This is a genomic window from Halomonas sp. A020 (assembly GCF_027943625.1).
Lineage (GTDB): Bacteria > Pseudomonadota > Gammaproteobacteria > Pseudomonadales > Halomonadaceae > Vreelandella > Vreelandella piezotolerans.
The window spans coordinates 561,599-586,050 of record NZ_AP022850.1; the positions used below are offsets into that span (position 1 = coordinate 561,599).

Below are 24,452 nucleotides of genomic sequence, written 5' to 3' on the forward strand. Positions count from 1 at the left end.
CGTTCGTTTATTTAGATCCCTCATTCGCTGTTCTTAAAACATTAGCTCATAAAAACATGACGCATCATGTTAGTGTTTTCATGTAAAGCCTAACATTCAGCGCGTGTCATCGCATGTCGAGCGCTCAAGAGAGCCCATTTAGCCACCTCTGATTGATGACGCTTTAAAAGAAGTCGAGTGGAAAATTCGACCGGCAGTGAACTTGCCTGCCTGAACAAGCTCCAAAGGGGGCAAACGAACGATGGAGGCTTTCATGCCACAGATGAATCGCGAACAACGTAATGCCGCTTGGCAAGCCGCGCACCAGTGGCGTGCCCGGGCTGCCCAAACGCAGCCGACCGGGCTCGTGGGCAGCTTAAAGCTTTTACTGACATGGCTTGCGTTTGGCGTGCTGATGATCGTTGGCGTCGTCTTAGGGCTATTTTTCTTGCTCGTTGGCTGGGCAATGATGCCGTTCGTGCGCCATAAGATGAAAAAACGCATGGAGCAGATGCGCGCCGACCAAGCTCAAGACATCGGCGGTAGCTACGCTGGCAAGGAGTCCACGGGGCAGCGTGATGCGCTCGAAGGCAGTTACGAAGTCAAGGACGAGCCGCGCCACTAATCCGTTTTTCTTACTCCGTACCCTGTTGAGTGTGTCCCCTTGTTTGCACCAGCCGCTGTCAGGGTGGCGGCTGGATCCAGGCAAAGGCCGCCGCCAGGGTCAGCGGCATGACAATCAAGCTCCCCAGGTTACCAATCAACACCAGCGATGCGACCTTGTGCGGTGCAAGTCGATACTGCTCGGCGACCAAGTAATTCAACACGGCTGGTGGCAGCGCTGCGAACACGAGTAATGTGGCGGTTTGCAGCGGCGTCAGCGGCAGCAGCCACATCAGCGGAAGCGCAATGATGACCCCGGAGAGCGGGCAGAGCACTGCCCCCAACAAGCCCGTACGCCAATCGCTAAAGTCGATCTCCAGCAGGCGTACGCCCAGGGCGAAGAGCATCAGCGGGATACATACGCCACCGAGCATATGCATGGCCTCTAGCAGCCACCCCGGCAGCGGCACGCCTCCAACGTTGACCAGTAGCCCCGCCACACTGGCCGCGACGATAGGCATTTTAAGCATCCGCCACAGCGACGTGCGCGGGTCCAGCATATAAAGGCCCACCGAAAAGTGCAGCAGCATCTCCACGATGAAGACCACCACGGCTGCCGGTAGCGCTTCTGGCCCGAAGGCCAACACCAGCAGCGGCACTCCCATGTTGCCAGAGTTATTGAACATCATCGGCGGCAGGAAGACCTTACTTTCCAGCCCAAGCCACTTCACCACGGGCCACAGTACGACTCCTGACCCCAGGACCACCAATGCGGCAGCGCTGGCGAGCCACGCGTACTCTGCCAGCGGCGCTTGGCGGTCAGCCAGAACGGCAAATACTAGCAGTGGAACGAACAGCTCCATATTGAGCGTATTCAGACTGCGGATATCAGGCGATCGGAAACGTCCATAGGCGGCGCCACTTCCAGCAATCAAAAAGACCGGCAGCAGCGTGGCTATAATTTGCCCAATCATTGGCAAGCCGCCTCATGGTGAGGCCGCGCGGATGGGTGAGTGCGCATACGTTCATCCTTGTTTTTATTGGAATAGCCGCTCTGGAGCAGTCGTTAACAGGCTAGCTTTTTACCGATGCTACTGAAAAATGCTTGGCGCGCCAATCAAGGCTCCAAAAAACGCTGCCACAGCGCCGTCACCACTTGGCGATGCTCTGCAAACTCGCTGACTTGGCCCAACGCCTTCTCTCCCGTCAACGCCGCGCGGTGCGTTCGGCTGCGGTAGGCCAAATACGCCTCGCGCAGCTGCTCGGCCTCCTCTGGTGTGATATGCCCACTTTCCGCCAGGGTTTCCAGAATACGAATGTTATCGCTATAGGTGATCAGCGCTGGCGTTTGGTGGGAAAGCGCCAGCACGGCGTACTGACACAGGAACTCGATGTCCACCATGCCACCGGTGTCATGCTTCAAGTTAAAGGTGGCGTCGGGACCACTCTCCAGCGGCCCTTTGGTCCCCAAGTGGTCACGCATCTTATGGCGCATGCTGACCACATCGTCGCGCAGTGCGTCGGGATCGCGCTCATTGCGTAAAATATCGCCGCGCAGGGCGTCGAATTTCTTGGCCAGCGCCTCGTTACCTGCCACGACGCGCGCACGCACCAGCGCCTGATGCTCCCAGGTCCAGGCGTTTTGGTGCTGATAATCGGCGAAGGCATCCAGCGAGGTGACCAATAGCCCCGCATTGCCTGACGGTCGTAGACGCATGTCCACCTCGTACAGGCTGCCTGCGGGGGTCACGGCGGTGAGCAGGTGGATGATGCGTTGGCCCAGGCGAGTGAAGAACACCGGTGTATCCAGGGGACGTGGACCGTCGGTACTGCCTTTGCCGTCACTGTCGTGCAGGAAGACCAAATCCAGATCCGAGCCGTAACCCAGCTCGATACCGCCGAGCTTCCCATAACCGATCATCAAAAAAGCAGGCTCACGGCTATTACATCCGGCAGGGGCGCCGTGCTTGCGCGTCACGTGCTTCCACGCCATGGCCAGCACCGCCTCCAAGATCACTTCGGCGATGTAGGTCAAGTAATCGCTGACTTTCATCAAGTGGCGGGTACCGGCGATATCGGAGGCGGCGACGTGGAGCATCTGGGCATGCTTGAAGACCCGCAGCGCCTCTAGCTGTGCCTCTTCGTCATCTTCGGGTATCCGGTTGAGTGTCTGGCGTAGCTCGTCGCCCAAACGCGCCTTGTCGGCGGGCGTGTAGAGCGTGTCGGGGGTCAATAGCTCGTCCAGCAAGATAGGGTAGCGCGCAAGCTGCTCGGCTATCCAAGGGCTCGCCGAACAGAGTCGCATGAGGTGCTCCAGCGCCTGAGGGTTTTCCCGCAGTAGCGCCAAGTAAGCGGTACGCCGCAGTACGGCCTCGATGAGGGGCTGCACCCGCGCCAGCGCGGTATCCGGCATATCGCTCTCGGCAACGGCACTCAGTAGGAGCGGCATGAGCGCATCCAAACGCTCGAAGCCGATGCGCTGCATGCTCTGCACGGCCCGGGAACTGTAGAGGCTCTGCACACGCTTGAGCGCCCGCTCGGACGACTGAAACCCCGCGTCACTAAGCAGAGCCAGCGCTTCGCCCTCTTCCAGCTCGCCGCGCCAAAGCAGCCGCCACTGGGCAAGGCCGGCCTCGCTCTGCTGCTCCTCTGCGTCCTCCTCCGGGTCGGCAATCACTGCATCGAAATGCTGACGAACGCGCTCGCGCACCTCGTCGAGCTGGGCGATGAGACTAGGCCAATCCTCGTGCCCCATGGCCAACGCCACGCGCTCGCGATCTTCGTCATCGCTGGGCAGGGTTTGGGTTTGGCGATCTTCGAGTGCCTGCAGAACGTGCTCCACGTCGCGCAGAAAGGCGTAATCCGGCAGCAGCTCGTCCACCACGGCTTGGGGCAATAACCCAAGCTCCGGTAAGCGCTCGAGCGCCGTATGCAGCGAGGTGACCTGCAGCTCGGTATCGCGGCCGCCACGAATCAGTTGGAACGCCTGCACCACGAACTCCACCTCGCGAATGCCTCCCGGCCCCAGCTTGATGTTGCTCTGCATGCCTTTGCGCTTCACTTCGCGGTTGATCATTGCCTTCAGCTCGCGCAGCGATTCGATGGCGCCAAAATCGAGGTAGCGGCGATAGACGAACGGCCGCAGGCTGGCCAGCAGCTCATGCCCGGCGTCGAGGTCCCCGGCAATGGGCCGCGCCTTGAGCATCGCGTAGCGCTCCCACTCTCGGCCCTGGTCCTGATAGTAGCTGGAGAGCATCGAAAAACTGCCCACCAGCGGGCCGCCGTCGCCCAGCGGACGCAGGCGCATATCCACGCGGAACACGAAGCCATCCGCCGTCATGGCATCCAGTGCAGCGATCAAACGCTGGCCCAACTTGGTGAAGTACTCTTGATGTTCCAAAGGCTTACGGCCGCCTTCGGTCTCGCCCTTTTCAGGGAAGGCAAAAATCAGGTCGATGTCCGAGGAGAGGTTGAGCTCGCCAGCCCCTAGCTTGCCCATCCCCAACACGACGAGGCGCTGGGGCGAGCCGTCGCGGCGCGGAGCAGGCGTGCCCCAGCGGGTGGCGTAGAAACGCTCCAGCCAACACAGCGCTGCGTCGGTGCATACTTCTGCCAGCCAAGAGACCGACCGGGCGGTGTCCCACATGGAGGCGCCGTCGGGGCGTTCAAGATCGCGCCAAACGATACCCAGCATGCGCGCACGGCGAAAACGGCGCAGGACCCGGTGCAGCGCCTCTTCGTCCTCGGCGCTCTCTAGGGCTTCATCCAACCACTGGGTCAGCGCTTCCTTACTGGGGGCGCTATCCAACTCTCCGGCAGCATCCAACTCGGCCAGCCAGTGGGGAAACCGCGCGAGCGTATCGAGAGCAAAGGTGGAAATCGTCACCACCCGCGCCAACGCCTTGCGGCGAGCAGGGGCTAGAGCGTCCCAATGACGGGAGGGTAGCGACTGTTTGGCCATCGAGGCGATGTTATCCGCTTGGCTCAGTGCCTCACTCAGGCGCTGGTGGGCCTGGGCGGCCGCCGGTGCGAGCGACTTGGGGAGCGTATCCGTGGGAAATAACGCATCGTGGGACTGCATAAGCACCTCTTTGCCAAGCGATTGTTATGATTCTCAACGACATTCTAGGCCAACTAGCCCATCCATTTTTCCCAGCCTAACAGCCCCCAGGTCAGCCCCGCCATCATCAGCGACAGCATCACCGCGGCCGAGCCGATGTCCTTGGCACGCCCTGACAGCTCATGGTGTTCGGTGCCGATACGGTCGACCACGTTTTCGATGGCGCTGTTGAGCAGCTCGACAATCAGCACGAGAAACAGACTGCCGACCAGCAGCAGCCAACTGATCGGGCCTTCGCCAATCCACCAGGCAAATGGCAGCAGCACGGCAGTAATCGCCAGCTCCTGGCGAAAGGCAGACTCATTACGAAACGCTGCTTTCAGGCCTTTCCAGGAGTAGCGTGTGGAGTGCAATAAATGGGTTAACCCCGTGTGACGTGGTTTCATGCCCGTTGTGCCTCAGCTAAGCGTTTCATTAATTGGCCAGTATCATTGCATCGAGATCTAACGACAGTGGGTCGAGCACCTCGGGCCAGCTGAGATAAGGCGTGCTGCCGCTACCATTCACCAGCACGCTGAACACGCCCCAGCGCCCTTGGGCCGTGCGGAAATAGCCTGCCGCAGCGCGCACGGCAAACGGTTGGTTGAGCGTGCCAGTTTTCAGCATGACGTTATGTTGGAACGTGGATGTGCCGCGACGAATGAAGCGCATCACCCCATTGGCGGGCGACTGGAACGCGGCTACGAAGCTCGGGAACAGTGCGCTTTGACGGAACATGTCCTCCAGCATCACGTTGACACCATGAGCCGAGGTGCGATTGTCAGTGGTCAGCCCACTGCCGCTGTGTAACGTGATCGGGCCATGCCCGGGCAGGCTCTGCACATAGGTTTCGATGGCCTGCCCTGCTTGACGAAGCTGCGCTTGGGGTGTTTCCACCAAGTTCAGCGCCAGCACGTCGGCCATGTAATTGTTGGAGTAGTTCATGGTGCGTAGCAGCAGCTCCTGGAGCGGCTGGCTATCCACGGCGGCTAGGCGCTGGGCGCTACTCGGCGGCTGGCTGGCGCTGACGCGCCACGGATCGCGCACACTGATACCGGACTGGTTGAGCATACTGAGCAGTACCTGGGCCGTCTTCTCTGCGGCATCGCCCGCACCACGGTAGACATCCCGCGCCACCGCGTTGGTGGAAATCTGCCCCGTCAAGCGCATGACATCACCGCGTTCGTCGGTTAGGCGCTCTGCGCTGATCTCGGTGCCGCTATTGGCCGGACGCGTGACGACCTGATTATCGATGACGATCAGCGGATCTTGGCTGTCGCACAGACCCACCCGCGCAGGCGTCCCCGGCTGGGCCGCCGGGGCGACGTTGACGCACCAGGTGCCAAAGTTGACACCCGCCGAGGAGAGCGGCGCACTATAAGCGTTGGTCACTCGGGTACGGGCATTGCAGCGGTCCGTGGTGATGCACTCCACCGGGCCAAAGCGCCACTGGCTGACGATGAGTGCCCCGTCGACATGGGCAACACCTGCCAGCCGCAGCCGATGAACGAGCCGCCACAGGTCTTCGGTCGTCAATCCAGGGTCGCCGCCGCCCTCGAACACGAGATCGCCACTCAACACGCCGTCCTGTACCTGCCCAGTACTGACGAGCTGGCTGGTGAAACGATGCTGGGGGCCAAAGCGGTTCAGCAGGGCCGCCGACATATACGCTTTCGTGACCGAGGCGGGCGAGAGCTGACGCTCCGGATTCAGGCTACCCAACAGCGGGTTACTGCCGCTATCGGCATCCAACAAGCGCGCCTCGGCGCTGATGGCAAAGCCTTTTGCTTCGAGTTGGCTCAGCCGAGTGAAATCGGCCCAAAGCGCTGAACTGGCGCAGAGCGCAGCGGTCGTCACCCCGGCAACGACGCCGTTACGTAGCCAGCGTGTGGAGAAAGTCAGAAAACTCGTCACGTCGAGCAACCTCAATGAACGTTCATTTTGGAAAAGACCTGCAGCGTTACCACACCCGCCACGATCAGCGTGATACCCAGCACGGCGGGCAGGTCTGGCGTTTCACCAAACACCACGATGCCAACCAGCGTCACCAGCACGATACCCAAGCCCGCCCAAATGGCGTAGGTAATTCCCACGGGTAGCGTGCGCAGTACCAAACTCAGTAAATAGAACGCGACCCCGTAGCCCCCTACCACCAGCAGACTCGGCAGTGGGCGGGTAAACCCCGCCGAGGCTTTCAAGGCACTAGTGGCGATTACTTCCGCCACGATCGCGAGAACCAGATAGATAAATGTCATGGGCGCTCCAACTCGATGCACAAACGCCAGAGCGTTTGGCCACTTTGGTCATATTTGGCTTCGAACGGAGTGAGATAATCACCGTTAGGTTGCAGCGCGGTGACGCTAGCTGCTTGGCCTGTGACGATGTTCACGGCCTGGGCAAACTCTTCCACGTAAAGCTGCCAATTCGAGCGCAGCTCCAGCCGTCCTCCCAAGGCTAATAGTGTGGGGAAAACAGGATGGCCATGCCAGCGCATTTTCAAGTGGGCCGACTTAGGGTACGGGTTGGGATACAGCAAATAGTGGCGCTCGGGCGCCCAGCCTGCTTCCAGTGCTAGCCGCCAAAAATCGACCAAATCGGCACGCACCAGTAGCGCATTGTCCGGCAACTCGCCGTGCTCGCGCCCCAGCCGATCTTCGCTACGATCGACGCCGATGACACTGCACTCAGGGAACCTTAGTGCCAATCGTCGGGTCGATAGGCCCACCCCGCAGCCCGCGTCGAGGATCAAAGGCGCACCGCGCTGCTGTCGCCACGCGTTAGCCCGTTCGAACGCTCGCCGCGTGTGATCGGCAACGGGTTTGCGCAGCGGATGTGCGAGCGCGCGGGTGACTCGCCGGGCCACATCGTGATGCGGCCCGGGCTGATTGGACGTCACTGGCCGTGAGGTGTGCTGCATGCCATCCCCTGGGTTAAAAAAAGCGTGATTCTATCAGTCTCCCGCGCGCTCGGCATGACGCCGTTGCACGCCCGGTGCTATGATCACGCCCGAGCCATACGTTCAGCTCACTGATTAAGCTCGGATCGGTCGCCATTATCGACTCGGTCTGACAATAACTGTTATTAAAAACCACCGCACCACGAGGAACCCGGCTTGTCACACTTACCGGTGATTGTCGGCATGGGCGGCATCAATCCCGCCGGCAGAACCTCGGGCCATCAGGCCTTCCGCCGCACCGTGCTTGATGCTTTACCTGCTGACCAGCAGCGCCAGACCCTGGAAGGCTTGGCGGCGCTCATGCGTCTTGCCGAGCACTCCGACAACGGATGGCACGACAGCGCAGGACAGCCCATCGACGCCCCTGCCCTACGGCTGCGTAATCAGGTGCTTAATCACACGCTGATTCGCCGCAACGAAGACCCGCGCTTTCTGGCCCCGGGCCTGCCCGCGAATCGACGCGCCGACATGACCCTAGCCGAGCCGATGCGCGTCACGCTGCGCCGCCGCCAGCTTCCCGATCAGTTGCCCGACGGATGGCAAGTGCGCGAGATCGACGCGCGGCAGGTCGAAGTCACCCTCCCTGCCGGTGCTTTCGACGTGCTGTTGCCTGACGCGCAAGAGCCCAAAGTCAGGGCGGCGGCCCAGTTGCCCAGCGGCTTCGATCCCGCCAGTCTGTACCGCAGTGTTCACCACCCGCGCGGGCTCTCCATGGCGGTCTTCGGTGCTAGCGATTGCCTGGGGGCCAGCGGCCTCTCTTGGGAAACACTGCGCCAGCAGCTCAACCCCGACCACATTGCCGTCTATGCGGGCAACTCCATTGGTCAGCTCGATGACCAGGGGTGGGGAGGGCTGCTGAAAAGCTTGGTAACCGGTCAACGAGCCACCTCCAAGCAGATGCCGCTGGGTTATGGGCAAATGCCCGCTGACTTTCTCAATGCCTACGTGTTGGGTAGCGTCGGCGGCACCGGCGCGGCGCTGGGGGCGTGCGCGAGCTTCCTCTACAACCTGCGCCTGGGCATCGAGGATATCCGCGCGGGTCGCCGCCGGGTGGTGATGGTGGGCACCGCCGACGCGCCGATCACGCCGGAGATCATCGAAGGGTTCCGCGCCATGGGCGCGCTGGCCGATGACGCCAGCCTGAAAGCGCTGGATGCCTTGGAGCTGCTTACCGACACCGACTACCAGCGCGCGTGCCGCCCGTTCGCTCGCAACTGCGGTTTCACCATGGCCGAAGCCAGCCAGTTTGTGCTGCTGATGGACGACAGCCTCGCCCTAGAGCTAGGGGCCGATATCCTCGGCGCGGTGCCCGAGGTCTTCGTCAACGCCGACGGCTACAAGCGCTCTATCTCTGCGCCCGGCATCGGCAACTACATCACCTTGGGTAAGGCAGCCGCACTAGTCAAAGACATGCTGGGGGAGACCGCGCTAAAAGAGCGCACTTTCCTGCATGCCCACGGCACCAGCACGCCGAAAAACCGCACCACCGAATCCCACGTGTTCGATGAAATCGCCCGCGCGAACGGCATTGAGCAGTGGCCGGTGGTGGCTATCAAAGCCTTCATTGGCCACTCGCAAGGCTCGGCGGCGGGCGACCAGCTGGCCAGCGCTTTGGGCAGCTTCGCCCACGGCCTGCTGCCAGGCATCCCAACGCTGGATGCGGTGGCCGATGACGTATATGCCGAGCGGCTGCGCTTTTTCACCACACCGCAAGCGTTTACCGCCGATGCCGCCTTCGTCAACGCCAAAGGCTTTGGCGGCAATAACGCCACGGGTGTCGTGCTCTCGCCCGACGTCACCGAGCGCCTGCTGGTCAAGCGCCACGGCCGCGCGGCCATCGATGCATGGAAAGGCCGCCGTGAAACCGTCCGCGCCAACGCCGCAGCGTATCTGGCCGACGCCGACCGGGGGCACTACGCCCCTCGCTACCAGTTTGGCGACGCGGTACTCGAAGGCCCGGAACTCGAGATACACGCTGACCGTATTCACATACCTGGCTACGATCAGGCGGTGTCGCTGGCCCCCAACAATCCGTTTGGTTCGCTAGACGAGGAGACGCCGACATGAGCCTGCGCCGCGAGAATATCGCCGTCTATCCCGGCACGTTCGACCCGATCACCAACGGTCATTTCGACCTGATCGAGCGCGGCGCGCGCATGTTCGACAAAGTGGTGATTGCCGTAGCGGCTAGCCCCGGCAAACGTCCCAGCCTGGATTTAGAACAGCGAATCGCGCTGGCGGAAGCGGTATGCGCGTCGCTGCCCAACGTCAGCGTCATTGGTTTCTCGACGCTACTAACGACCATGATGCACGAGCAGGGCGCTACGATCATTTTACGTGGTCTGCGCGCCGTCTCCGATTTCGAGTACGAGCTGCAGCTGGCCAACATGAACCGCGCTCAAAATCCCGAACTCGAGAGCGTGTTTCTCACCCCCGCCGTGGAAAACTCTTATATCTCCTCGACCATCGTGCGGGAAATCGCCAAGCTGGGCGGCGATATTTCACCGCTCGTGCATCCACAGGTCGCAGAGACGCTGCGTAAGCACTACACTACCTAGCTATCGATAATTGTTGAGTAAAACACTCGGGTATCTCACTGCTCGGGTGATACGCCATTCGTGAGGTATGCCCATGGCCCTGATGATCACCGACGAATGCATTAACTGCGACGTCTGCGAACCGGAATGCCCTAATGACGCGATCTCTCCCGGTGAGGAGATTTACGTGATCGACCCCAATCTGTGCACCGAGTGCGTCGGCCACTTCGACGAGCCTCAGTGCCAGCAGGTGTGCCCGGTGGACTGTATTCCCCTCGACCCAGAGCGCCCCGAGACCCAAGAGCAGTTGATGGAGAAGTACCGCATCATTACTGCCGCTTAACTCTCCCACTTAAGATGTGCCTGAACGTCTGCGAGCGAAGGTCACTCTGAATGCGTATTTGGACCCTCGCTTGGCCCATCATACTCTCCAACATCACCGTGCCCCTGCTGGGGCTGGTGGACACGGCCGTGGTCGGGCACTTGCCCGATTCCCGCTATTTAGCCGGCGTTACCCTCGGTGCCACCCTATTCAGCTTCCTTTATTGGGGCTTTGGCTTTTTGCGCATGGGCACCACCGGACTGGTCGCCCAGGCCATCGGGCGCGATGCGCCGAGCGACGTGCGCAACCTGCTTGGCCAATCGTTGATCATGGCGGGCGTCATCGGGATGCTTTTGATCGTGTTGGGCTCGCCGCTGATCTCGCTTGGCCTTTGGCTTCTGGATGGCAGCGCCGACGCGACACCGCTGGCGCGGGAATACGCCGAGATTCGTCTTTGGTCGGCCCCTGCCGTACTGGCCAACTACGCCATTTTAGGGTGGTTTTTAGGGCAGCAGAACGCCCGCGTTACGTTGATGATTCTGCTGCTGACCAATAGCGTGAACATCCTGCTCGACCTGGGGTTCGTGGTGGGCTTGGGGATGACCAGTAACGGCGTGGCGCTAGCCAGCGTGTTCGCAGACTACAGCGCGCTGGCCTTCGGCGGCTACTTGGTGCTGCGCCAGCTAGGGTATGTGGAAGGCCACTTTCAGCGCCAGCGACTGCTAGCACTCAAGGCGTACTCGGCGCTGTTCAACGTCAACGCCAACCTGTTCGTGCGTACCCTGGGGCTGCTGTTTGCCATGGCGTTTTTTACCGCGCAAGGTGCCCGTCAGGGCGATACCGTGCTCGCTGCCAATGCCGTGCTGCTGCAATTCATCATGCTCACCAGCTACGCGTTGGATGGCTTTGCCCATGCCGCCGAATCGCTGGTGGGGCGCGCTTACGGCCGCCAAGACTGGCGCGAGTTTACCGCCACGGTACGCGCGACGGCCCACTTTTCGTTCTGGACCTCTGCCGCTGCGGCACTGCTATTTGCCTTAGGGGGAAATCAGCTGATCGCCCTGCTTACCGGGCTCAGCGACGTGCGCGCTACCGCAGCGGCCTATCTGCCATGGATGGTCGTCATGCCACTGATTGCCGTGTGGAGCTACCTGTTGGATGGGGTCTTCATCGGTACCACGGCAGTGCGAGAGATGCGTAACAGCATCTTTGCGGGCCTTGCCGTCTACCTGCCGGCCTGGTGGTTCTGTCAGGGTCTGGGCAATCACGGCCTTTGGCTAGCCTTCACACTTTTTATGCTCACCCGCTCGGCCGTGCTCATTGGCTATTATCGGCACTACCGGCTGACCCGCTGGCGGCCGTCATCCGGCGTTTCTCACCTTTGATCAGCAGCGTTGAACGCCACAACGGGCAGGGCGAGCGAACTGCGCTAACGTAAGATGATGTGACAATGTTAAGCACCCCACGCATTGGCCGTGGAGGGATGAAAATTGTACCGCACCACCGTATATTAGCCGCGCACTTCCTAATAACGAATAAAGTGAGCACTCCATGCTAAAACTCATATCAAAACCAGCGGTCAAGCTGGTCGAGCGTTATTTGCCAGACCCGTATATCTTCGTTCTCCTGCTAACCCTGATTGCTGCCGTCGCCGCCATCGCGGTAGAGCGCCAAACGCCCTTGGCCGTGCTGCGTATGTGGGGCGACGGTTTCTGGGGCTTACTGACCTTCTCGATGCAGATGCTGCTCGTGCTGGTTACCGGCTTCATGCTGGCAAGCTCTCCGCCCGTGAAACGCATTCTGCAAAAAATTGCCGGTACGGCGAAATCACCCGGCGGCGCGATCATTCTCGTCACGCTGGTCTCGCTGGCGGCTAGCTGGATCAACTGGGGCTTTGGCTTGGTGGTCGGCGCACTGTTCGCCAAAGAGCTGGCCCGTCTGATCAAGGTCGACTACCGCTTGCTGGTGGCCAGCGCCTACTCCGGCTTCGTGGTGTGGCACGGTGGCCTGGCCGGTTCCGTGCCGCTGACGATCGCCACCGAAGGCCACTTCTCTGCGGACCAGATCGGCGTCATCGGCACCGGTTCGACCATTTTCGCCTTCTTCAACCTGGCTATCGTCATCTGCCTTTTCATCGCCGTACCGCTGGTCAACCGCATGATGCTGCCGGATGAGAAAGACAGCGTCTACGTCGACCCCAAACTGCTCGACGACGAACCAGAGCCCGTGGGCCGTCTCACGCGCCCTGCCGAAAAGCTCGAAAACAGCATGCCGCTGGCGCTGCTGGTGGGCGTACCGGGCCTGCTGTTCTTGCTCGACCACTTCCTTCTGCGCGGCGGCGGCCTGAACCTGAACGTGGTGAATTTCATGTTCCTGTTCCTGGCGATCGTGCTGCACCGCACGCCCCGTAACCTGCTCACTAGCCTGAACGAAGCCATTAAAGGCGGCGCAGGCATCGTCATTCAGTTCCCCTTCTATGCAGGCATCATGGCGATCATGGTGCAGTCAGGCTTGGCCCAGAGCATGTCCGAATGGCTAGTCTCGTTTGCCACCGCTAACTCGCTGCCGTTCTGGTCGTTCCTCAGCGCCGGTATCGTCAACCTGTTCGTGCCCTCCGGCGGCGGCCAGTGGGCGGTACAAGCGCCGGTCATGCTACCTGCCGCAGAAGCGCTGGGTGCCGACATTGCCCGCGTGGCCATGGCGGTGGCCTGGGGCGACGCCTGGACCAACCTGCTACAGCCCTTCTGGGCCCTGCCGGTGTTGGCGATTGCCGGCTTGAAAGCCAAGGACATCATGGGATTCTGTCTGATCCAGCTATTCATTACCGGTATTATCATTTCCGTAGGCTTGGTCTGGTTCTAAGCAGCTAAGCACGACGTCAACGCCCGCCCCTATCGCCTGGGGGCGGGCATTTTTAATCGTAGGGTAACTTTTATGTCCAACGCCTCTGATGTACCCAACGCCTCAGACCAGAGCCTTGAACACAGCGCCTTACCGGGCCAGCACGAGCTTTCCATGACGGTCTTGATGACGCCGGACATGGCGAACTTCAGCGGTAAAGTGCATGGCGGTGCTATTCTGAAGAAACTCGATGAAGTCGCCTACGCCTGCGCCAGCCGCTACTCCGGCCACTACGTGGTGACGCTATCGGTGGATCAAGTGCTGTTCAAACAGCCAATCCATGTCGGCGAGTTGGTGACGTTTCTCGCCAGCGTGAACCATGTGGGGCGCTCCTCCATGGAAATTGGCATCAAAGTGGTGGCCGAGGATATTCGCCAGAAGCTGATTCGTCATACCAATAGCTGCTACCTCACCATGGTAGCCGTGGATGCCAACGGCAAGCCCGCCCGGGTGCCGCCGCTGGCGTTGGAGACCCCGCTACAGAAGCTGCGCTTCGAAAAGGCGGCGCTGCGCAAGAAGCTGCGTAAGCAGGCCGAGCGCGAAGAGGAGCTGACTCAACAGCATCACCAGCAGCGCTAAGCGCTACCCTACCCGCGACGACAAGGAGTCATCATGCCCATCAGGCAGCGCTACCCCCACCTGCCCAAGGCCGTCGAGTATGCGCACATCGGCTGGGATCTCTTGATCCTTGCCGCCGTTGTCCTCAACCTAAGCCTGCTGCTGTTTGACTCGCTGTTCCTTATCGGTCCAATCAACCAGTCGCTGGCCACCATCGCACCTGGCTTTCACGAGTTTTACGATACGACGATTCACAGCCGCTTCATCACCATCGACTTGGTTTTCGTCAGCGTCTTCATTGCCGATGTACTCCTGGGCTGGGCCGTCGCGATTGCCGAGCGGCGCTATCACCGCTGGTTTTTCTATCCCTTCGTACACTGGTACGACGTGCTGGGCTGCATCCCACTCAGTGGGTTTCGTTGGCTACGCGCCTTACGCGTCATTTCGCTCCTACACCGGTTACATCGACTGCGCTTGATCGATGTGACCCGTTGGTCGGTCTATCGATTTTTTGCCAAGTATTACGATATTTTGTTGGAGGAGCTCTCAGACCGTATAGCGCTGCGTTTGCTAGGCAACGCTCAGGAGCAGATCATGTCCAGCGACTCGCTCACCGAACGCGTCATCGAGCGGGTGATCATGCCGCGCAAAACCCAGTTGATCCATGAAATTGCCGAGCGCCTCGAGGCGACGGCCGGACGGGCGTATCAGCAAAATCGCACCGCCATCATGATGGCCATCGACGATCTGGTGAGCCGCACGCTGCGAGAGAGCCCGGAAATTCAACGACTACACCGCTTACCCATGGGAAAAACCGCATCAAGCGCGATGCAAGCTTCTATCAGCAGCGTCGCCCAGCGGCTGGTGGATGAAATGGCGCAAGGCATGCACTCCCCCGCCTTTCGTCAACTCGTCGAGCGCACCGCCGACACCAGCTTTGACAGTTGGTTGACCGTCGACGACACCAGCGCCAAAGTGACCGAACAGGTGCTTTACGACGTGCTCGACATGCTCAAAGAGCAGGTGCGCCATCAGGGTTGGAAAGATCGCTATGACTAGCTAGACCGTTGCGGTCGCAAGGGGCGTCTGCTCTAGGCTCGCGCGCACAATGGACAGCGCACGCGTAAGCGCCGCCTGATCAACGGCCGCTCCGATGCAAATCCGCACCGCCTGGGGGGCCGGTGCGCTGCCTACGCAGAAGGGTTCCGCGCTGGTCACTTTGACGCCCTGCTGGTTGAGCCGCTCGCACAGCTCGAGCGCCCGTACGCCATCGGGTAGCGTTAGCCATACGTTGCTGCCGTTTGGCCGACGGCTCAGCGAGTAGCCCGCCAGGTGGTCCGTGACGAGCTGCTGCCGTGCCGCCAGCTCCTGGGTTTGCCACGTCAGCAGCTCGTGTGACGCGCTTTGGCTCACCCAGTGGCAAACCACATCCACCATGAGCGGTGGCACCATCCAGCTTTGCGCTCTTAAGGCCGCCGCCAGCCGCTCCAGCAGCGCAGGTGGCGCGCGCAGCACGCCCATACGCAGCCCGCCCGCCAGCACTTTTGCCGTGCTAAAGACGAACAGCGTGCGCTCTGGCGCTAACCGATAGAGCGGCGTGCCACGCTGCTCGACGGGTAGGTACTGCACGCCATCCTCTAGCAGCCATATATCGTAGCGCCTTGCGAGCGCCACGAGCTGCTCTCGGCGCGCTTCGCTCAGGCAGATGCCGGTGGGATTATTTTGATCAGGCGTAAGGTATATCAATCGCGGCGGCTGACGCGCGCACTGGGCCGCCAGCGTCTCCATACACATCCCCTCCTGGTCGAAAGGGATGGCGACCATCTTGAGGTGCGCCTGTTGGGCTGCGCTGATCGCCCCTGGGTACGTCAAGGCATCGGCAGCAACCAGCTCTCCGGGGCGTAACAACGTGCCGATGGCCAGACTGATGCCGTGCTGCCCGCCTTGAGTGATCAGCAGTTCCTCAGCGTCGAGGGCCATGCCTAACTGGGTGAGCCACTGAGAGAGAGCGGCGCGGTGGTGGTCGCTACCCTGGGAGCTTGAGTAAGCCACGCTGCGCCTGAGCGCATCCGCCGAAGTACTGAGTGTGGTCAGAGCCGCACTCAGCGCCTGCTCTCTTAAAAGATGCGGTGGCGGCAGGCTGAGGCTCAAATCGATCGTATCGTCACCGGCTTGCGTACTGGGCTGACTGCCAAAGACGTGGCTTGGTCTGCGCTCTTTCACATAGGTGCCGCTGCCTACCCGGGCGCTCACCCATCCGCGATGCTCTGCTTCGGCATAGCCCCGGGTGACGGTGCCCACGGTGACGCCTAACGCATCCGCTAACCGGCGTTGGGGCGGCAGTTTCTCTCCTGGCGCCAAACCACCCCTGGCAATGGCATCGCCAATGGCCTGGGCAATCGCCCGATAGCGTGGGCCGGTCATGTGTTCAATGGAAGGCACCCAAATTGTCATGGTGACAATAAAACCTTTGACGTAAAAAATAGCCACATTATGCTAACAAAAATGCCCACCAACAACCCAATTCATCAAAATTGTATGGATACAAAATGAATAGCGAATGGCTCATCCTTGGCCCCGCAGCGCTCTATATGATGTCGATGACGCTCACACCTGGGCCCAATAACATCATGCTCACCGCCTCGGGGGCCAACTTTGGCTTTCGGCGCACCATGCCGCATATGTGGGGCATTTTAGGAGGTTGTTTCTTACTGTTTGCCAGCATTGCGCTGGGGCTAGGCGTGCTGTTCGAACGCTTCCCGGTGGTGCAAACCACGCTGCGCTGGGTAGGGAGTGCGTATTTGCTCTACCTTGCCTGGAAAATCGCCACCGCCCCGCCGCCCAACTTACACGCCAGCCAGCACGGGGTGCCGCTGACGTTTTGGCAGGCAGCCATGTTTCAGTTCGCCAACCCCAAAGCGTGGGTGATGGGGTTGGCGCTGATGGCGGGGTTTCTACCGGAGAGCGGCCAGCCGATCGTCAATGCCCTGGTACTGGCCGGGTTTGCGGAAGTGGTGGCGCTGCCCTGCATTGCGCTGTGGGCCGCATTTGGTAGCGCCATTGGGCAGTGGATCAAAAGCGACCGGGCGTGGCGTGGGTTCAACATCACGATGGGCGTTCTCACCGCCGCCTGCGTATGGCTGATTTTGCGTTAGCCGCAGCGCAGCGCCTCGATCATGTCGTTGCTTTCCAGATGAATATTGAGTCGATCGTCACGGTAATCCATGGTGGCGGCGCTGCCCGGGCGCAGCACCCGCACTTGGTTGGCGCCACTTTGCGCTTCAAGTGTTTCGACGTTGGCTTCATCGAAGGGCGCACCGATGGCGTACTGCACGGCGCTAGCATCGCATGTTGGTCGAGCCGGTGCCGTTTGATCGACCGTTGGCGGTGTCGGCGCGGCCGTTTCACTGGGTGCGCTGCTGCACCCTGCAAGCAGCAGCACGGCCAGCGCGCTGCTCAAGCGTTTCATATGGCCCTTTGCGATCATCATCCCCGTGCTTCCTGGCGTCATGATTGATGTTCCTCGATGAAGTTTGTTCTGACTCACACGTGTCACTGGCTCACTAAGCAGTGCGGGCTAGGCATTGCTGCCTAGCCCGCACGTAAACACGACAAGCCGTTGAGGCCGAGCCTTAGCTTGCGGCGTCTTGAACGGCTTGGCCGCCTTCTTCCACGTCTTGTCCTGCTCCTGCAATGGTGTTGCAGCCCGCGAGTGCGCCTGCCGTCATGAGCAGAATAAAGCTAGTCGCCAGTAATTTTTTCATGGTGTTCTCCTTAACAGGTCATTCGACATCGGGAAGCTCCGGCGGCAGCCTTACCGCCTAGGAGTGTTTTCAGCGTAACAGATTTTAATCATTTCGCCTGTTTTCCCTGACATAATCACTGCCTGCTATGATGCTAGTCCAACCGTTTGGCTTAGGAGCACTCCGCTTGGCAACCTTCGAACTCGATTCACGCTTAGAGGCCGATACCTTTCCCCTCGCTGACCTACCGCTTTGCCGCGCTCTGCTGATGAACGATGCTCGCTACCCTTGGGTGGTGCTCGTGCCCCGCGTGGCCTCGATCAGTGAGGTATTCGAGCTGAGCCAGGCCGAGCAGGCCCAACTTTGGCAGGAGGCGACGCAGCTGGGCGCCGCCATGAAAGAGGGCTTTCAAGGCGACAAGCTCAATATTGCCACGCTAGGCAACGTGGTTAGCCAGCTACATATCCATCTGGTGGTGCGCTATACCGATGACGCCAGCTGGCCCGCGCCCGTGTGGGGCAACGGCACCGCCACGCCTTACGAGCTCGACCAGCAGGGTGAGCGCCGTGAACAGCTTCTGGCGCACATCGAGAGCCTGACGCTTTAAGCTTAGCCCCCCAGCAGAGAGCTGCGCGCGGGTGGCTCGTTGAGTAATGTGCCGCTGGCGGGCTGCGCCGCACCTGCCAGCGCCAAGGAAACACCCAAGGCAATGATCACGACCCCACCAGTGAGCGCCGCCCAGCCCGCCGCTTTCTCGACCCGCTGCTGGCTCTGCTTGTGTAGCCGCTTGGTCGCCCACCCTCTAGCCACGATGCTGGCCAGGGCCAATATCGACACGGTGATACCCGTGCCCAGCGACATTGCCACCACCGATGCAACCCCCACATAAAATTGCCCCAAGAGACTTGCGGCCCCCAGCATCAGAATGGCGCCACTGCAGGGGCGCATACCGATCGCCCCAACGGTCATCAACGCCGTATGCCAATCCAGTGCCTGCGCGGGTTCGACGTGATGAGCCCCGCCACAGCAGTGGGTATGATCGTGGCTGTGGCTGTGATCGTGGCTGTGGTCATGAGAATGCGTATGTTCTATCACGGGCTCATGGCGAGCCGCATAGGCGTGGCGCAGCTGCTGCACCGCCCGCCAACAGAGCCAAGCACCCAATAGCGCTACCAGAAGAAAGCTGGCCTGTTCCACCCAAGCCACACTGCCCATGGCTTGTCGCGTCACCCAGCCTAGCCCGTGTACCAACACCGCCACCATCGCGATAGCCGTGAGGCCCTGCAGTAACGAGGCAGCAAACGAGAGCCCCAGCGCCCGGCGAGTCGCACCGCCATGGGACGCCAAATAGGTCGCCAATACCGCTTTACCATGCCCCGGCCCGGCCGCATGAAAGACGCCGTACGCAAAGCTCACGCCGAGCAGCGTGACCCACGTGGCGGTGGTGGGCGTCCGCGACAGCTCGGTAATCGCCAGGGTCAGGCTACGGTGTAGCTCCCGCTGCCACGCCAACAGCTGAAGGCTAACGCTCTGTAAATTCACCTGTATGGCCCATACCAGCAGCGCCACGCCCACTATCGCCACAGCGCCGATGGTAAGTTGTCGTCGGCTTAACGGCATGCCCCCTCCGCATAAAAGATATAAAGTAACACTTTATACACGACTCGCCCGTTGGGCGGCTAGCGACAATCCACGCGGCCCGTTTCCGCAAAGTGGCGGCCTAACCCTGGCTCGCCCTCTTCGTCTACATCCAACAGCGCCGCCTGCATGACCCGCTCAGGGTCGGGATCGGCAGGCAAAACGCTGAGCGCGCAGTCAGGGTCGCCGTTGAGAATCAGCGCCCGAGGAGAGGGCTCGTTGTCCTCTTCCTCATGTACCATCTCGATGTAGTACGTGGGGTCGAAGACTTGGTACTCCAGCACCTGCCCGCTGAGCGCTTGGGGAGTCGCCAGCGGCAGGATGAACATAAACGTCAAACGCCCGTCTCGCGCCAGCGCGGTGTACTCGGTGACCTCGCCAAACGTCTGTGGCTCTTCGCCGATCCGCACCTCGGTAAAGTAGTGCTGAGGAGTCAAGTTATCGCGAATCTCACTGCCCAACTGATCCAGCCCTTGCTCCAGGCTCGTGCCTGGTACCTGCTGCAACTCCTCCATGACGACCAAGCTATAAAAGGGGTCCATTCGCCACGTTTGATGAAGCCCGGTGACTGCACCGACGTCGTTGGTAATGACACGCACGCTCATGTCGATCCAGCCGTGAGGGTGGGCCTGTGCCATCGAACTGACCAACAGGCTGCCCACCAGCAGCGCTTGGCCAGTACGACGCAGCGTGGCAGGTGACCATGCATTCATCACGGCAATTCTCCTAAATTGCGCTGTAACGCCACGAGCCAGGGGTCTAGCACATAAGGCGGTATCGGCTGGCTACCGCGCAGTGCTGACACGCTGACCAGACTCCCCCCTTGAGCTTCGCTTACTTGAAGCTGAACCCGATATCCGGGCCAGCGTGCCAGGCTTGCCTCGGCGCGCCCTAAGGTCAAATCGGCGTGGCGTATCACATAGCCCTGCTCCATCATCAGTGCCACCGCCTCGCGGAAGGCTTGCTCCATTGGGGCATTGTAGCGCAGCTCTCTGGGTTCTAACGGCTGCGTCGTGGCGCAGCCTGCCAGCCACAACATGGTGCATAGCGTGAGGGCTGCCAATACGGTGGGACGGGACGGTGTCATGATGCCCCCTGAGGCGTGGCGGACGAATAAAAGGCTTCCTGGAAACGGCCACAAAAATCATCGTTACTGGCGCTGTAAGACTCGCGCAGCTCGCCCAGATGGTCGAAACGACGAATGTCACGAGAGATGCGCAGATGGCCATCGCGGGCAAGCAGCGATACCCGCTCTACTTCAACCGGCTGCTGGCCAAAACCTGGGCCGAAGGAGCCTCCCACGCCAATCCCTACACCGCGACCAATACCAAATCCGCCAAACAGGCGGAAGCCGCTGCCGTAGCCATAGTCGTAGTCATAGCGGTCGTAGTAGCCGATCAGCTCGCGCTCCCGGGAGGCACTCACTAGCCCAAGTTCAGTATCAGTGGTTTCCAACGAAAATCCCCAGGCTTCCAGGACGTCGATGCTTTTCGTCAAAACGTGCAGCGTTTCATCAGACGCAGGCTGGTCGGTGGGAAAGAAGCACGCCGCCGCTGGCGCAGGCTCTGCTTGGGGCAGACGGTCGGGAACCGTTTGGCAACCTGCCAGTGCCAATAGGCAGGTGATGCTAAGGGGTATGGCCTTCATGAAAAATCCTCTCGCTACCGTCATGGCTGGTGTGTCGCCAAGCAGCGCGCTAAGCTCGCCAACAGACATTAAAAGAACGACAACACGCTGAGACAACGTTTTAAGGAGGTCGTGCGATGAATGTACTGCTTTGCCCTGACAGTTTTAAGGACGCCCTAAGTGCCGACGAGGCCGCCAAGGCCATGGCCAAGGGCATCAAACGGGCAGCTCCCAGTGCCATCACACAGCTTTGCCCCCTGGCCGATGGCGGCGAAGGCAGCCTGGACGCATTGATTGCCACCACGCGCGCCGAACGCCGCACCCTTACCGTCAAGGACGCCCTGGGACGGCCCCGACAAGCCGCCTGGGGCTGGCTCGACGAGCAGCGTACCGCGTTTATCGAGCTGGCAGAAGCCAGCGGCTTACAGCACCTGACCCGCGAAGAGCGCAACGCACTGCACACCACCACCTACGGCGTAGGTGAACTGTTTCGCGCTGCCTTGGAGGCAGGCGCCACGCATGCCCTGTTGCTGCTCGGCGGAAGTGCTACCAACGATGCTGGCGCGGGCATGCTCCAGGCCCTGGGCGCCACGCTGTTGGATGCCCAAGGCCAGCCGTTGCCCCGCGGCGGCGCGGCGCTCCAGCAGCTGGCCACCTTGGATCTGTCGACGCTGGATCCACGCCTCGCCGACTTGCACGTTGAAGCCGCCGTGGATGTGGATAATCCGCTGCTGGGCGAACACGGTGCCAGCGCCGTCTTCGGCCCACAAAAAGGCGCGACGGAAGGCGATGTCGCCATACTCGACCGCGCGCTTGGCCACTTTGCCGACCTGACGGCCAAAGCGCTGGGCCGCGATGAACGAGAGCTCCCAGGGGCGGGGGCGGCAGGCGGCATGGGCTTTGCAGCCCGCTGTTTTCTGAACGCCACGCTGACACCGGGCATCGAGATGATCATGCAACAGGCGAACGTTGCCCGGTTGATGAATGAGGCCGACGTGGTCATTACCGGTGAAGGCCGCTTGGATGGTCAGAGCCTAGCGGGCAAAACGCCGATTGGCGTCGCCCGCGTCGCTAAACGCCTGGGTAAACCGGTGGTCGTGCTCGCGGGTAGCCTGGGCGATGGCTGGCAGGCGTGTACCGACGAGGGGGTAACCGCCGCCTTTGCCCTCGCCGATGGATTGATGACGTTAGAGCAGGCGCTGCCACGCACTGCGGAGCTGCTGGCAGACCGCTGCGAAAGCATTGCGCGGCTTTGGCTCGCCTGCCGCTAAGCGCCCCTTGAAATCCTGTGATGGTGCCTGCACGTATACCTTATCCGCTATGACGGCGATGCAAAAAATCTGTTTCACCTCGCCGTTGCAGCACTCTAAGCTGAACTCGGCACGAAACAGACACACGTTGAAATGCAGCGCCCACCAAGGAGGAGCAGACAATGGACGATACCAATAGCATTGGTTTACACGAAGGCAGCGCCAGCCAGCTCGCCGAGAAACTCAACCACCTGTTGGCCAATTATCAGATTTTTTACATGAACGTTCGTGGCTATCACTGGAACGTGAAAGGCAACGACTTCTTCGAATTGCACGCCAAATTCGAAGAGTTCTACACCGACCTGCTGACCAAGGTCGACGAGGTCGCTGAGCGTATTTTGACCTTGGGCCACAAACCGGTTCACGCGTACAGCGATTACACCAAGCTGTCGCGCATCCAAGAAGACAAAGACGTCCACGATGGCAAGACCTGCGTGCAAGGCGTTCTGGCAGGCTATCAAACGCTGATCGAACTGCAGCGCGAACTGTTGGCGCTAGCGTCCGACGCCGATGACGAGGGCACCGCCGCCCAAGCGGGCGACTACATCCGCGAGCAGGAAAAAACCGTGTGGATGCTCAACGCCTATCTAGGCAAATAAGCGAGGCGATTGGCCGCCATCGATATCGCAGGCGGTCATCACGCTTCATCAAAAACGGCACCTCTAGGGTGCCGTTTTTGATGGTGTTGGGCATGGCGAGAGGACGTTACTTCGCCAGCGCCGCCACCAGATCGCGCAGCATGGCCCAGAACTCCGCCACGGACTCGATCTCCACCCGCTCATCCGGCGAGTGCGCGCCGCGAATCAGCGGGCCGAAGGAAATCATGTCCAAGTGCGGGTATTTGCTGCCCAAAATACCGCACTCTAGCCCCGCATGGATCACTTTCACCTCGGGCTCGTGGCCCATCAGCGCCGCGTGGCGCGCCTTGAAGGTGGCCAGTAGCGGGCTATCCGGGTTGGGTGCCCAGCCGGGGTAGCCGTTTTCGACTTTCACCCGTGCGCCCATGAGCCCAAACAGCGCCTGAAAGCGCTCGGCCATCGCTTGGGCAGCGCTATCGTGCAACGAACGCACCAGGGCACAGAGATGAAAGCGACCGGCTTCGACGCTTAACACGCCCAGGTTGTTGGAGGTTTCGACTACGCCTGGCACGTCGGCGCTCATGCGCTCGACGCCGCACGGGGCGGCATGCAGCGCCGCCAGCAGCATCGCGCTGGCATCGAGCGTCAGCGGCTCGGCGTCGGCCTGCTCGGCGCGCTCGGCGGTCAATACCAGGCCGCTATCGCCACTGCCCAGCTCGGCCTTGAGGGTGGCGGCCAGCCTCTCGACGGTGGCCAGGGCGGCCTCCATATCGTCGGCGGGCAGCGCCACCTGCGCAAAGGCTTCACGGGGAATGGCGTTGCGCAGCGTGCCGCCCTGATAGCTCACTAGACGAGCATCGTACTCTTCTAGCGCCCAAAGAACGCGCACCAACAGGCGATTGGCGTTGCCCAGAGGCTGGTGAATGTCCATGCCCGAGTGGCCGCCTTTAAGGCCCGTCAGCGAGAGGGAAAGCAGTCGCTCATCGGCTTGCAGGGCGGTGCAAGGCAGCTGCGCATCGACCACCACATCGGCGCCGCCAGCACAGCCGATATACACCTCGCCACGGTCTTCACTGTCCAAATTGAGCAGCAGCGAGCCTTCCAACCAGTTCTCGGCAAGATTCAGCGCACCGCCCATGGAGGTCTCTTCTTCTAGGGTGAACAGGGCTTCGAGTGGGCCGTGGGTCAGGTCGGGGTCTTCCAGCACGGCCAATATCGCGGCCACGCCCATTCCGTTGTCCGCTCCTAGCGTCGTGCCTTCGGCGTGCAGCCAGCCCTCTTTAACCACGGTGCGAATGGGGTCGCGGGTAAAGTCATGCGCATGCCCCGCATTGGCCTGGGCCACCATATCCAGATGGCCCTGCAGTACGATTCCCGGCGCGCCTTCACAGCCAGGGGTGGCAGGCTTGCGGATACGCAGGTTGCCGAAGGCATCCTGGTCGTGGGCAAGCCCTTGCGCATCCGCCCAGGCTTCCAAGGTAGCGACCAACGCGGCCTCATGACCGGAGGGGCGCGGCGTGTTACACAGAGTACGAAAGTGCTGCCATACAAGGCGTGGCTCGAGCGCTGCTAGATGTGCGTTCATGGAAACTCTTCATTATC

At 60.9% G+C, this 24,452-nt stretch carries 26 protein-coding genes; 12 read left to right on the forward strand and 14 right to left on the reverse strand.

All coding sequences use genetic code 11. The features are described 5' to 3' along the window. The first annotated feature begins 253 nt into the window (after positions 1-253). Positions 254-604 (forward strand): hypothetical protein, encoded by a 351-nt coding sequence (locus FRH_RS02570; protein ID WP_139526319.1) that lies wholly within the window; start codon positions 254-256, stop codon positions 602-604. 58 nt (positions 605-662) lie between these two features. On the opposite strand, the gene FRH_RS02575 is transcribed toward FRH_RS02570, so the two are convergent. From FRH_RS02575 to FRH_RS02600, 6 genes are all read right to left on the reverse strand, one after another. Then, complete coding sequence (locus FRH_RS02575) at positions 663-1,556, reverse strand: AEC family transporter (RefSeq protein WP_153842487.1); 894 nt, start codon at positions 1,554-1,556, stop codon at positions 663-665. A gap of 143 nt (positions 1,557-1,699) precedes the next feature. Next, positions 1,700-4,663 carry a bifunctional [glutamate--ammonia ligase]-adenylyl-L-tyrosine phosphorylase/[glutamate--ammonia-ligase] adenylyltransferase gene (gene glnE, locus FRH_RS02580; RefSeq protein ID WP_219861767.1) on the reverse strand — a complete coding sequence of 988 codons (2,964 nt, stop codon included), beginning with the start codon at positions 4,661-4,663 and terminating at the stop codon, positions 1,700-1,702. 53 nt (positions 4,664-4,716) lie between these two features. Beyond that, positions 4,717-5,088: a diacylglycerol kinase gene (locus FRH_RS02585; protein ID WP_062362369.1), complete on the reverse strand. Its 372-nt coding sequence runs from the start codon at positions 5,086-5,088 to the stop codon at positions 4,717-4,719. Positions 5,089-5,116: 28 nt separating this feature from the next. After that, the gene (dacB, locus tag FRH_RS02590; RefSeq protein WP_219863935.1) at positions 5,117-6,538 is read right to left on the reverse strand and encodes a D-alanyl-D-alanine carboxypeptidase/D-alanyl-D-alanine-endopeptidase; all 1,422 of its coding nucleotides are present in this window, start codon (positions 6,536-6,538) and stop codon (positions 5,117-5,119) included. Between the two features lie 68 nt (positions 6,539-6,606). After that, a complete protein-coding gene (locus tag FRH_RS02595) occupies positions 6,607-6,936 on the reverse strand; it encodes a multidrug efflux SMR transporter (RefSeq protein WP_219861769.1) in 330 nt (109 codons plus the stop codon). After that, on the reverse strand, positions 6,933-7,598 hold the full coding sequence (locus FRH_RS02600) for a methyltransferase domain-containing protein (protein WP_139526315.1): 666 nt from the start codon (positions 7,596-7,598) through the stop codon (positions 6,933-6,935). The genes FRH_RS02595 and FRH_RS02600 overlap by 4 nt, the downstream gene beginning before the upstream one ends. Before the next feature lie 222 nt (positions 7,599-7,820). On the opposite strand from FRH_RS02600, the gene FRH_RS02605 reads away from it, so the two are divergent. The 7 genes from FRH_RS02605 to FRH_RS02635 all read left to right on the forward strand — a co-directional run bounded on the left by FRH_RS02605 (position 7,821) and on the right by FRH_RS02635 (position 15,014). After that, the gene (locus FRH_RS02605) at positions 7,821-9,704 is read left to right on the forward strand and encodes a beta-ketoacyl synthase (RefSeq protein WP_281998145.1); all 1,884 of its coding nucleotides are present in this window, start codon (positions 7,821-7,823) and stop codon (positions 9,702-9,704) included. Next, a complete protein-coding gene (coaD, locus tag FRH_RS02610) occupies positions 9,701-10,195 on the forward strand; it encodes a pantetheine-phosphate adenylyltransferase (RefSeq protein WP_139526314.1) in 495 nt (164 codons plus the stop codon). Before FRH_RS02605 ends, coaD begins: the two co-directional genes overlap by 4 nt. A gap of 73 nt (positions 10,196-10,268) precedes the next feature. Then, a complete protein-coding gene (locus FRH_RS02615; protein ID WP_219861771.1) occupies positions 10,269-10,517 on the forward strand; it encodes a YfhL family 4Fe-4S dicluster ferredoxin in 249 nt (82 codons plus the stop codon). A gap of 50 nt (positions 10,518-10,567) precedes the next feature. Beyond that, complete coding sequence (locus FRH_RS02620; protein WP_281997688.1) at positions 10,568-11,881, forward strand: MATE family efflux transporter; 1,314 nt, start codon at positions 10,568-10,570, stop codon at positions 11,879-11,881. Positions 11,882-12,047: 166 nt separating this feature from the next. Next, complete coding sequence (locus tag FRH_RS02625) at positions 12,048-13,358, forward strand: short-chain fatty acid transporter (RefSeq protein ID WP_139526311.1); 1,311 nt, start codon at positions 12,048-12,050, stop codon at positions 13,356-13,358. Between the two features lie 72 nt (positions 13,359-13,430). Further along, positions 13,431-13,976, forward strand: a complete 546-nt coding sequence (locus FRH_RS02630) for an acyl-CoA thioesterase (RefSeq protein WP_153842483.1) — start codon at positions 13,431-13,433, stop codon at positions 13,974-13,976. A 33-nt stretch (positions 13,977-14,009) separates the two neighbouring features. Beyond that, on the forward strand, positions 14,010-15,014 hold the full coding sequence (locus tag FRH_RS02635; RefSeq protein ID WP_139526309.1) for an ion transporter: 1,005 nt from the start codon (positions 14,010-14,012) through the stop codon (positions 15,012-15,014). On the opposite strand, the gene FRH_RS02640 is transcribed toward FRH_RS02635, so the two are convergent. Beyond that, positions 15,015-16,409 (reverse strand): PLP-dependent aminotransferase family protein, encoded by a 1,395-nt coding sequence (locus FRH_RS02640; RefSeq protein ID WP_219861776.1) that lies wholly within the window; start codon positions 16,407-16,409, stop codon positions 15,015-15,017. It lies immediately after the preceding gene. 95 nt (positions 16,410-16,504) lie between these two features. On the opposite strand from FRH_RS02640, the gene FRH_RS02645 reads away from it, so the two are divergent. Then, on the forward strand, positions 16,505-17,110 hold the full coding sequence (locus FRH_RS02645) for a LysE family translocator (RefSeq protein ID WP_153842481.1): 606 nt from the start codon (positions 16,505-16,507) through the stop codon (positions 17,108-17,110). Here FRH_RS02645 and FRH_RS02650 read toward each other — a convergent pair. Both FRH_RS02650 and FRH_RS02655 read right to left on the reverse strand, forming a co-directional pair. Further along, positions 17,107-17,445: an I78 family peptidase inhibitor gene (locus tag FRH_RS02650; protein ID WP_239392688.1), complete on the reverse strand. Its 339-nt coding sequence runs from the start codon at positions 17,443-17,445 to the stop codon at positions 17,107-17,109. The genes FRH_RS02645 and FRH_RS02650 overlap by 4 nt on opposite strands. Before the next feature lie 142 nt (positions 17,446-17,587). Continuing rightward, positions 17,588-17,719, reverse strand: a complete 132-nt coding sequence (locus FRH_RS02655) for an entericidin A/B family lipoprotein (RefSeq protein WP_139526306.1) — start codon at positions 17,717-17,719, stop codon at positions 17,588-17,590. A 166-nt stretch (positions 17,720-17,885) separates the two neighbouring features. Here FRH_RS02655 and FRH_RS02660 point away from each other — a divergent pair, with 166 nt between their 5' ends. Beyond that, positions 17,886-18,305, forward strand: coding sequence for an HIT domain-containing protein (locus FRH_RS02660; protein WP_153842480.1), 420 nt, complete (start codon positions 17,886-17,888; stop codon positions 18,303-18,305). A gap of 2 nt (positions 18,306-18,307) precedes the next feature. Here the strand turns inward: FRH_RS02660 and FRH_RS02665 are convergent, their stop codons facing one another. The 4 genes from FRH_RS02665 to FRH_RS02680 are packed head-to-tail and all read right to left on the reverse strand — an operon-like array spanning position 18,308 to position 20,983. After that, complete coding sequence (locus FRH_RS02665; RefSeq protein WP_153842479.1) at positions 18,308-19,318, reverse strand: nickel/cobalt transporter; 1,011 nt, start codon at positions 19,316-19,318, stop codon at positions 18,308-18,310. 59 nt (positions 19,319-19,377) lie between these two features. After that, the gene (locus tag FRH_RS02670) at positions 19,378-20,049 is read right to left on the reverse strand and encodes a DUF1007 family protein (protein WP_153842709.1); all 672 of its coding nucleotides are present in this window, start codon (positions 20,047-20,049) and stop codon (positions 19,378-19,380) included. Then, positions 20,049-20,423 carry a hypothetical protein gene (locus tag FRH_RS02675; protein WP_153842478.1) on the reverse strand — a complete coding sequence of 125 codons (375 nt, stop codon included), beginning with the start codon at positions 20,421-20,423 and terminating at the stop codon, positions 20,049-20,051. The genes FRH_RS02670 and FRH_RS02675 overlap by 1 nt, the downstream gene beginning before the upstream one ends. Then, positions 20,420-20,983 (reverse strand): hypothetical protein, encoded by a 564-nt coding sequence (locus FRH_RS02680; protein ID WP_153842477.1) that lies wholly within the window; start codon positions 20,981-20,983, stop codon positions 20,420-20,422. The genes FRH_RS02675 and FRH_RS02680 overlap by 4 nt, the downstream gene beginning before the upstream one ends. A gap of 116 nt (positions 20,984-21,099) precedes the next feature. Between FRH_RS02680 and FRH_RS02685 the strand changes: the two genes are divergently transcribed. Then, positions 21,100-22,233, forward strand: a complete 1,134-nt coding sequence (locus tag FRH_RS02685; protein ID WP_153842476.1) for a glycerate kinase — start codon at positions 21,100-21,102, stop codon at positions 22,231-22,233. Between the two features lie 161 nt (positions 22,234-22,394). Next, positions 22,395-22,871 (forward strand): Dps family protein, encoded by a 477-nt coding sequence (locus tag FRH_RS02690; protein ID WP_139526300.1) that lies wholly within the window; start codon positions 22,395-22,397, stop codon positions 22,869-22,871. Positions 22,872-22,977: 106 nt separating this feature from the next. Here the strand turns inward: FRH_RS02690 and FRH_RS02695 are convergent, their stop codons facing one another. Then, on the reverse strand, positions 22,978-24,435 hold the full coding sequence (locus tag FRH_RS02695) for an aminoacyl-histidine dipeptidase (RefSeq protein WP_153842475.1): 1,458 nt from the start codon (positions 24,433-24,435) through the stop codon (positions 22,978-22,980). Between the last annotated feature and the right edge of the window lie 17 nt (positions 24,436-24,452).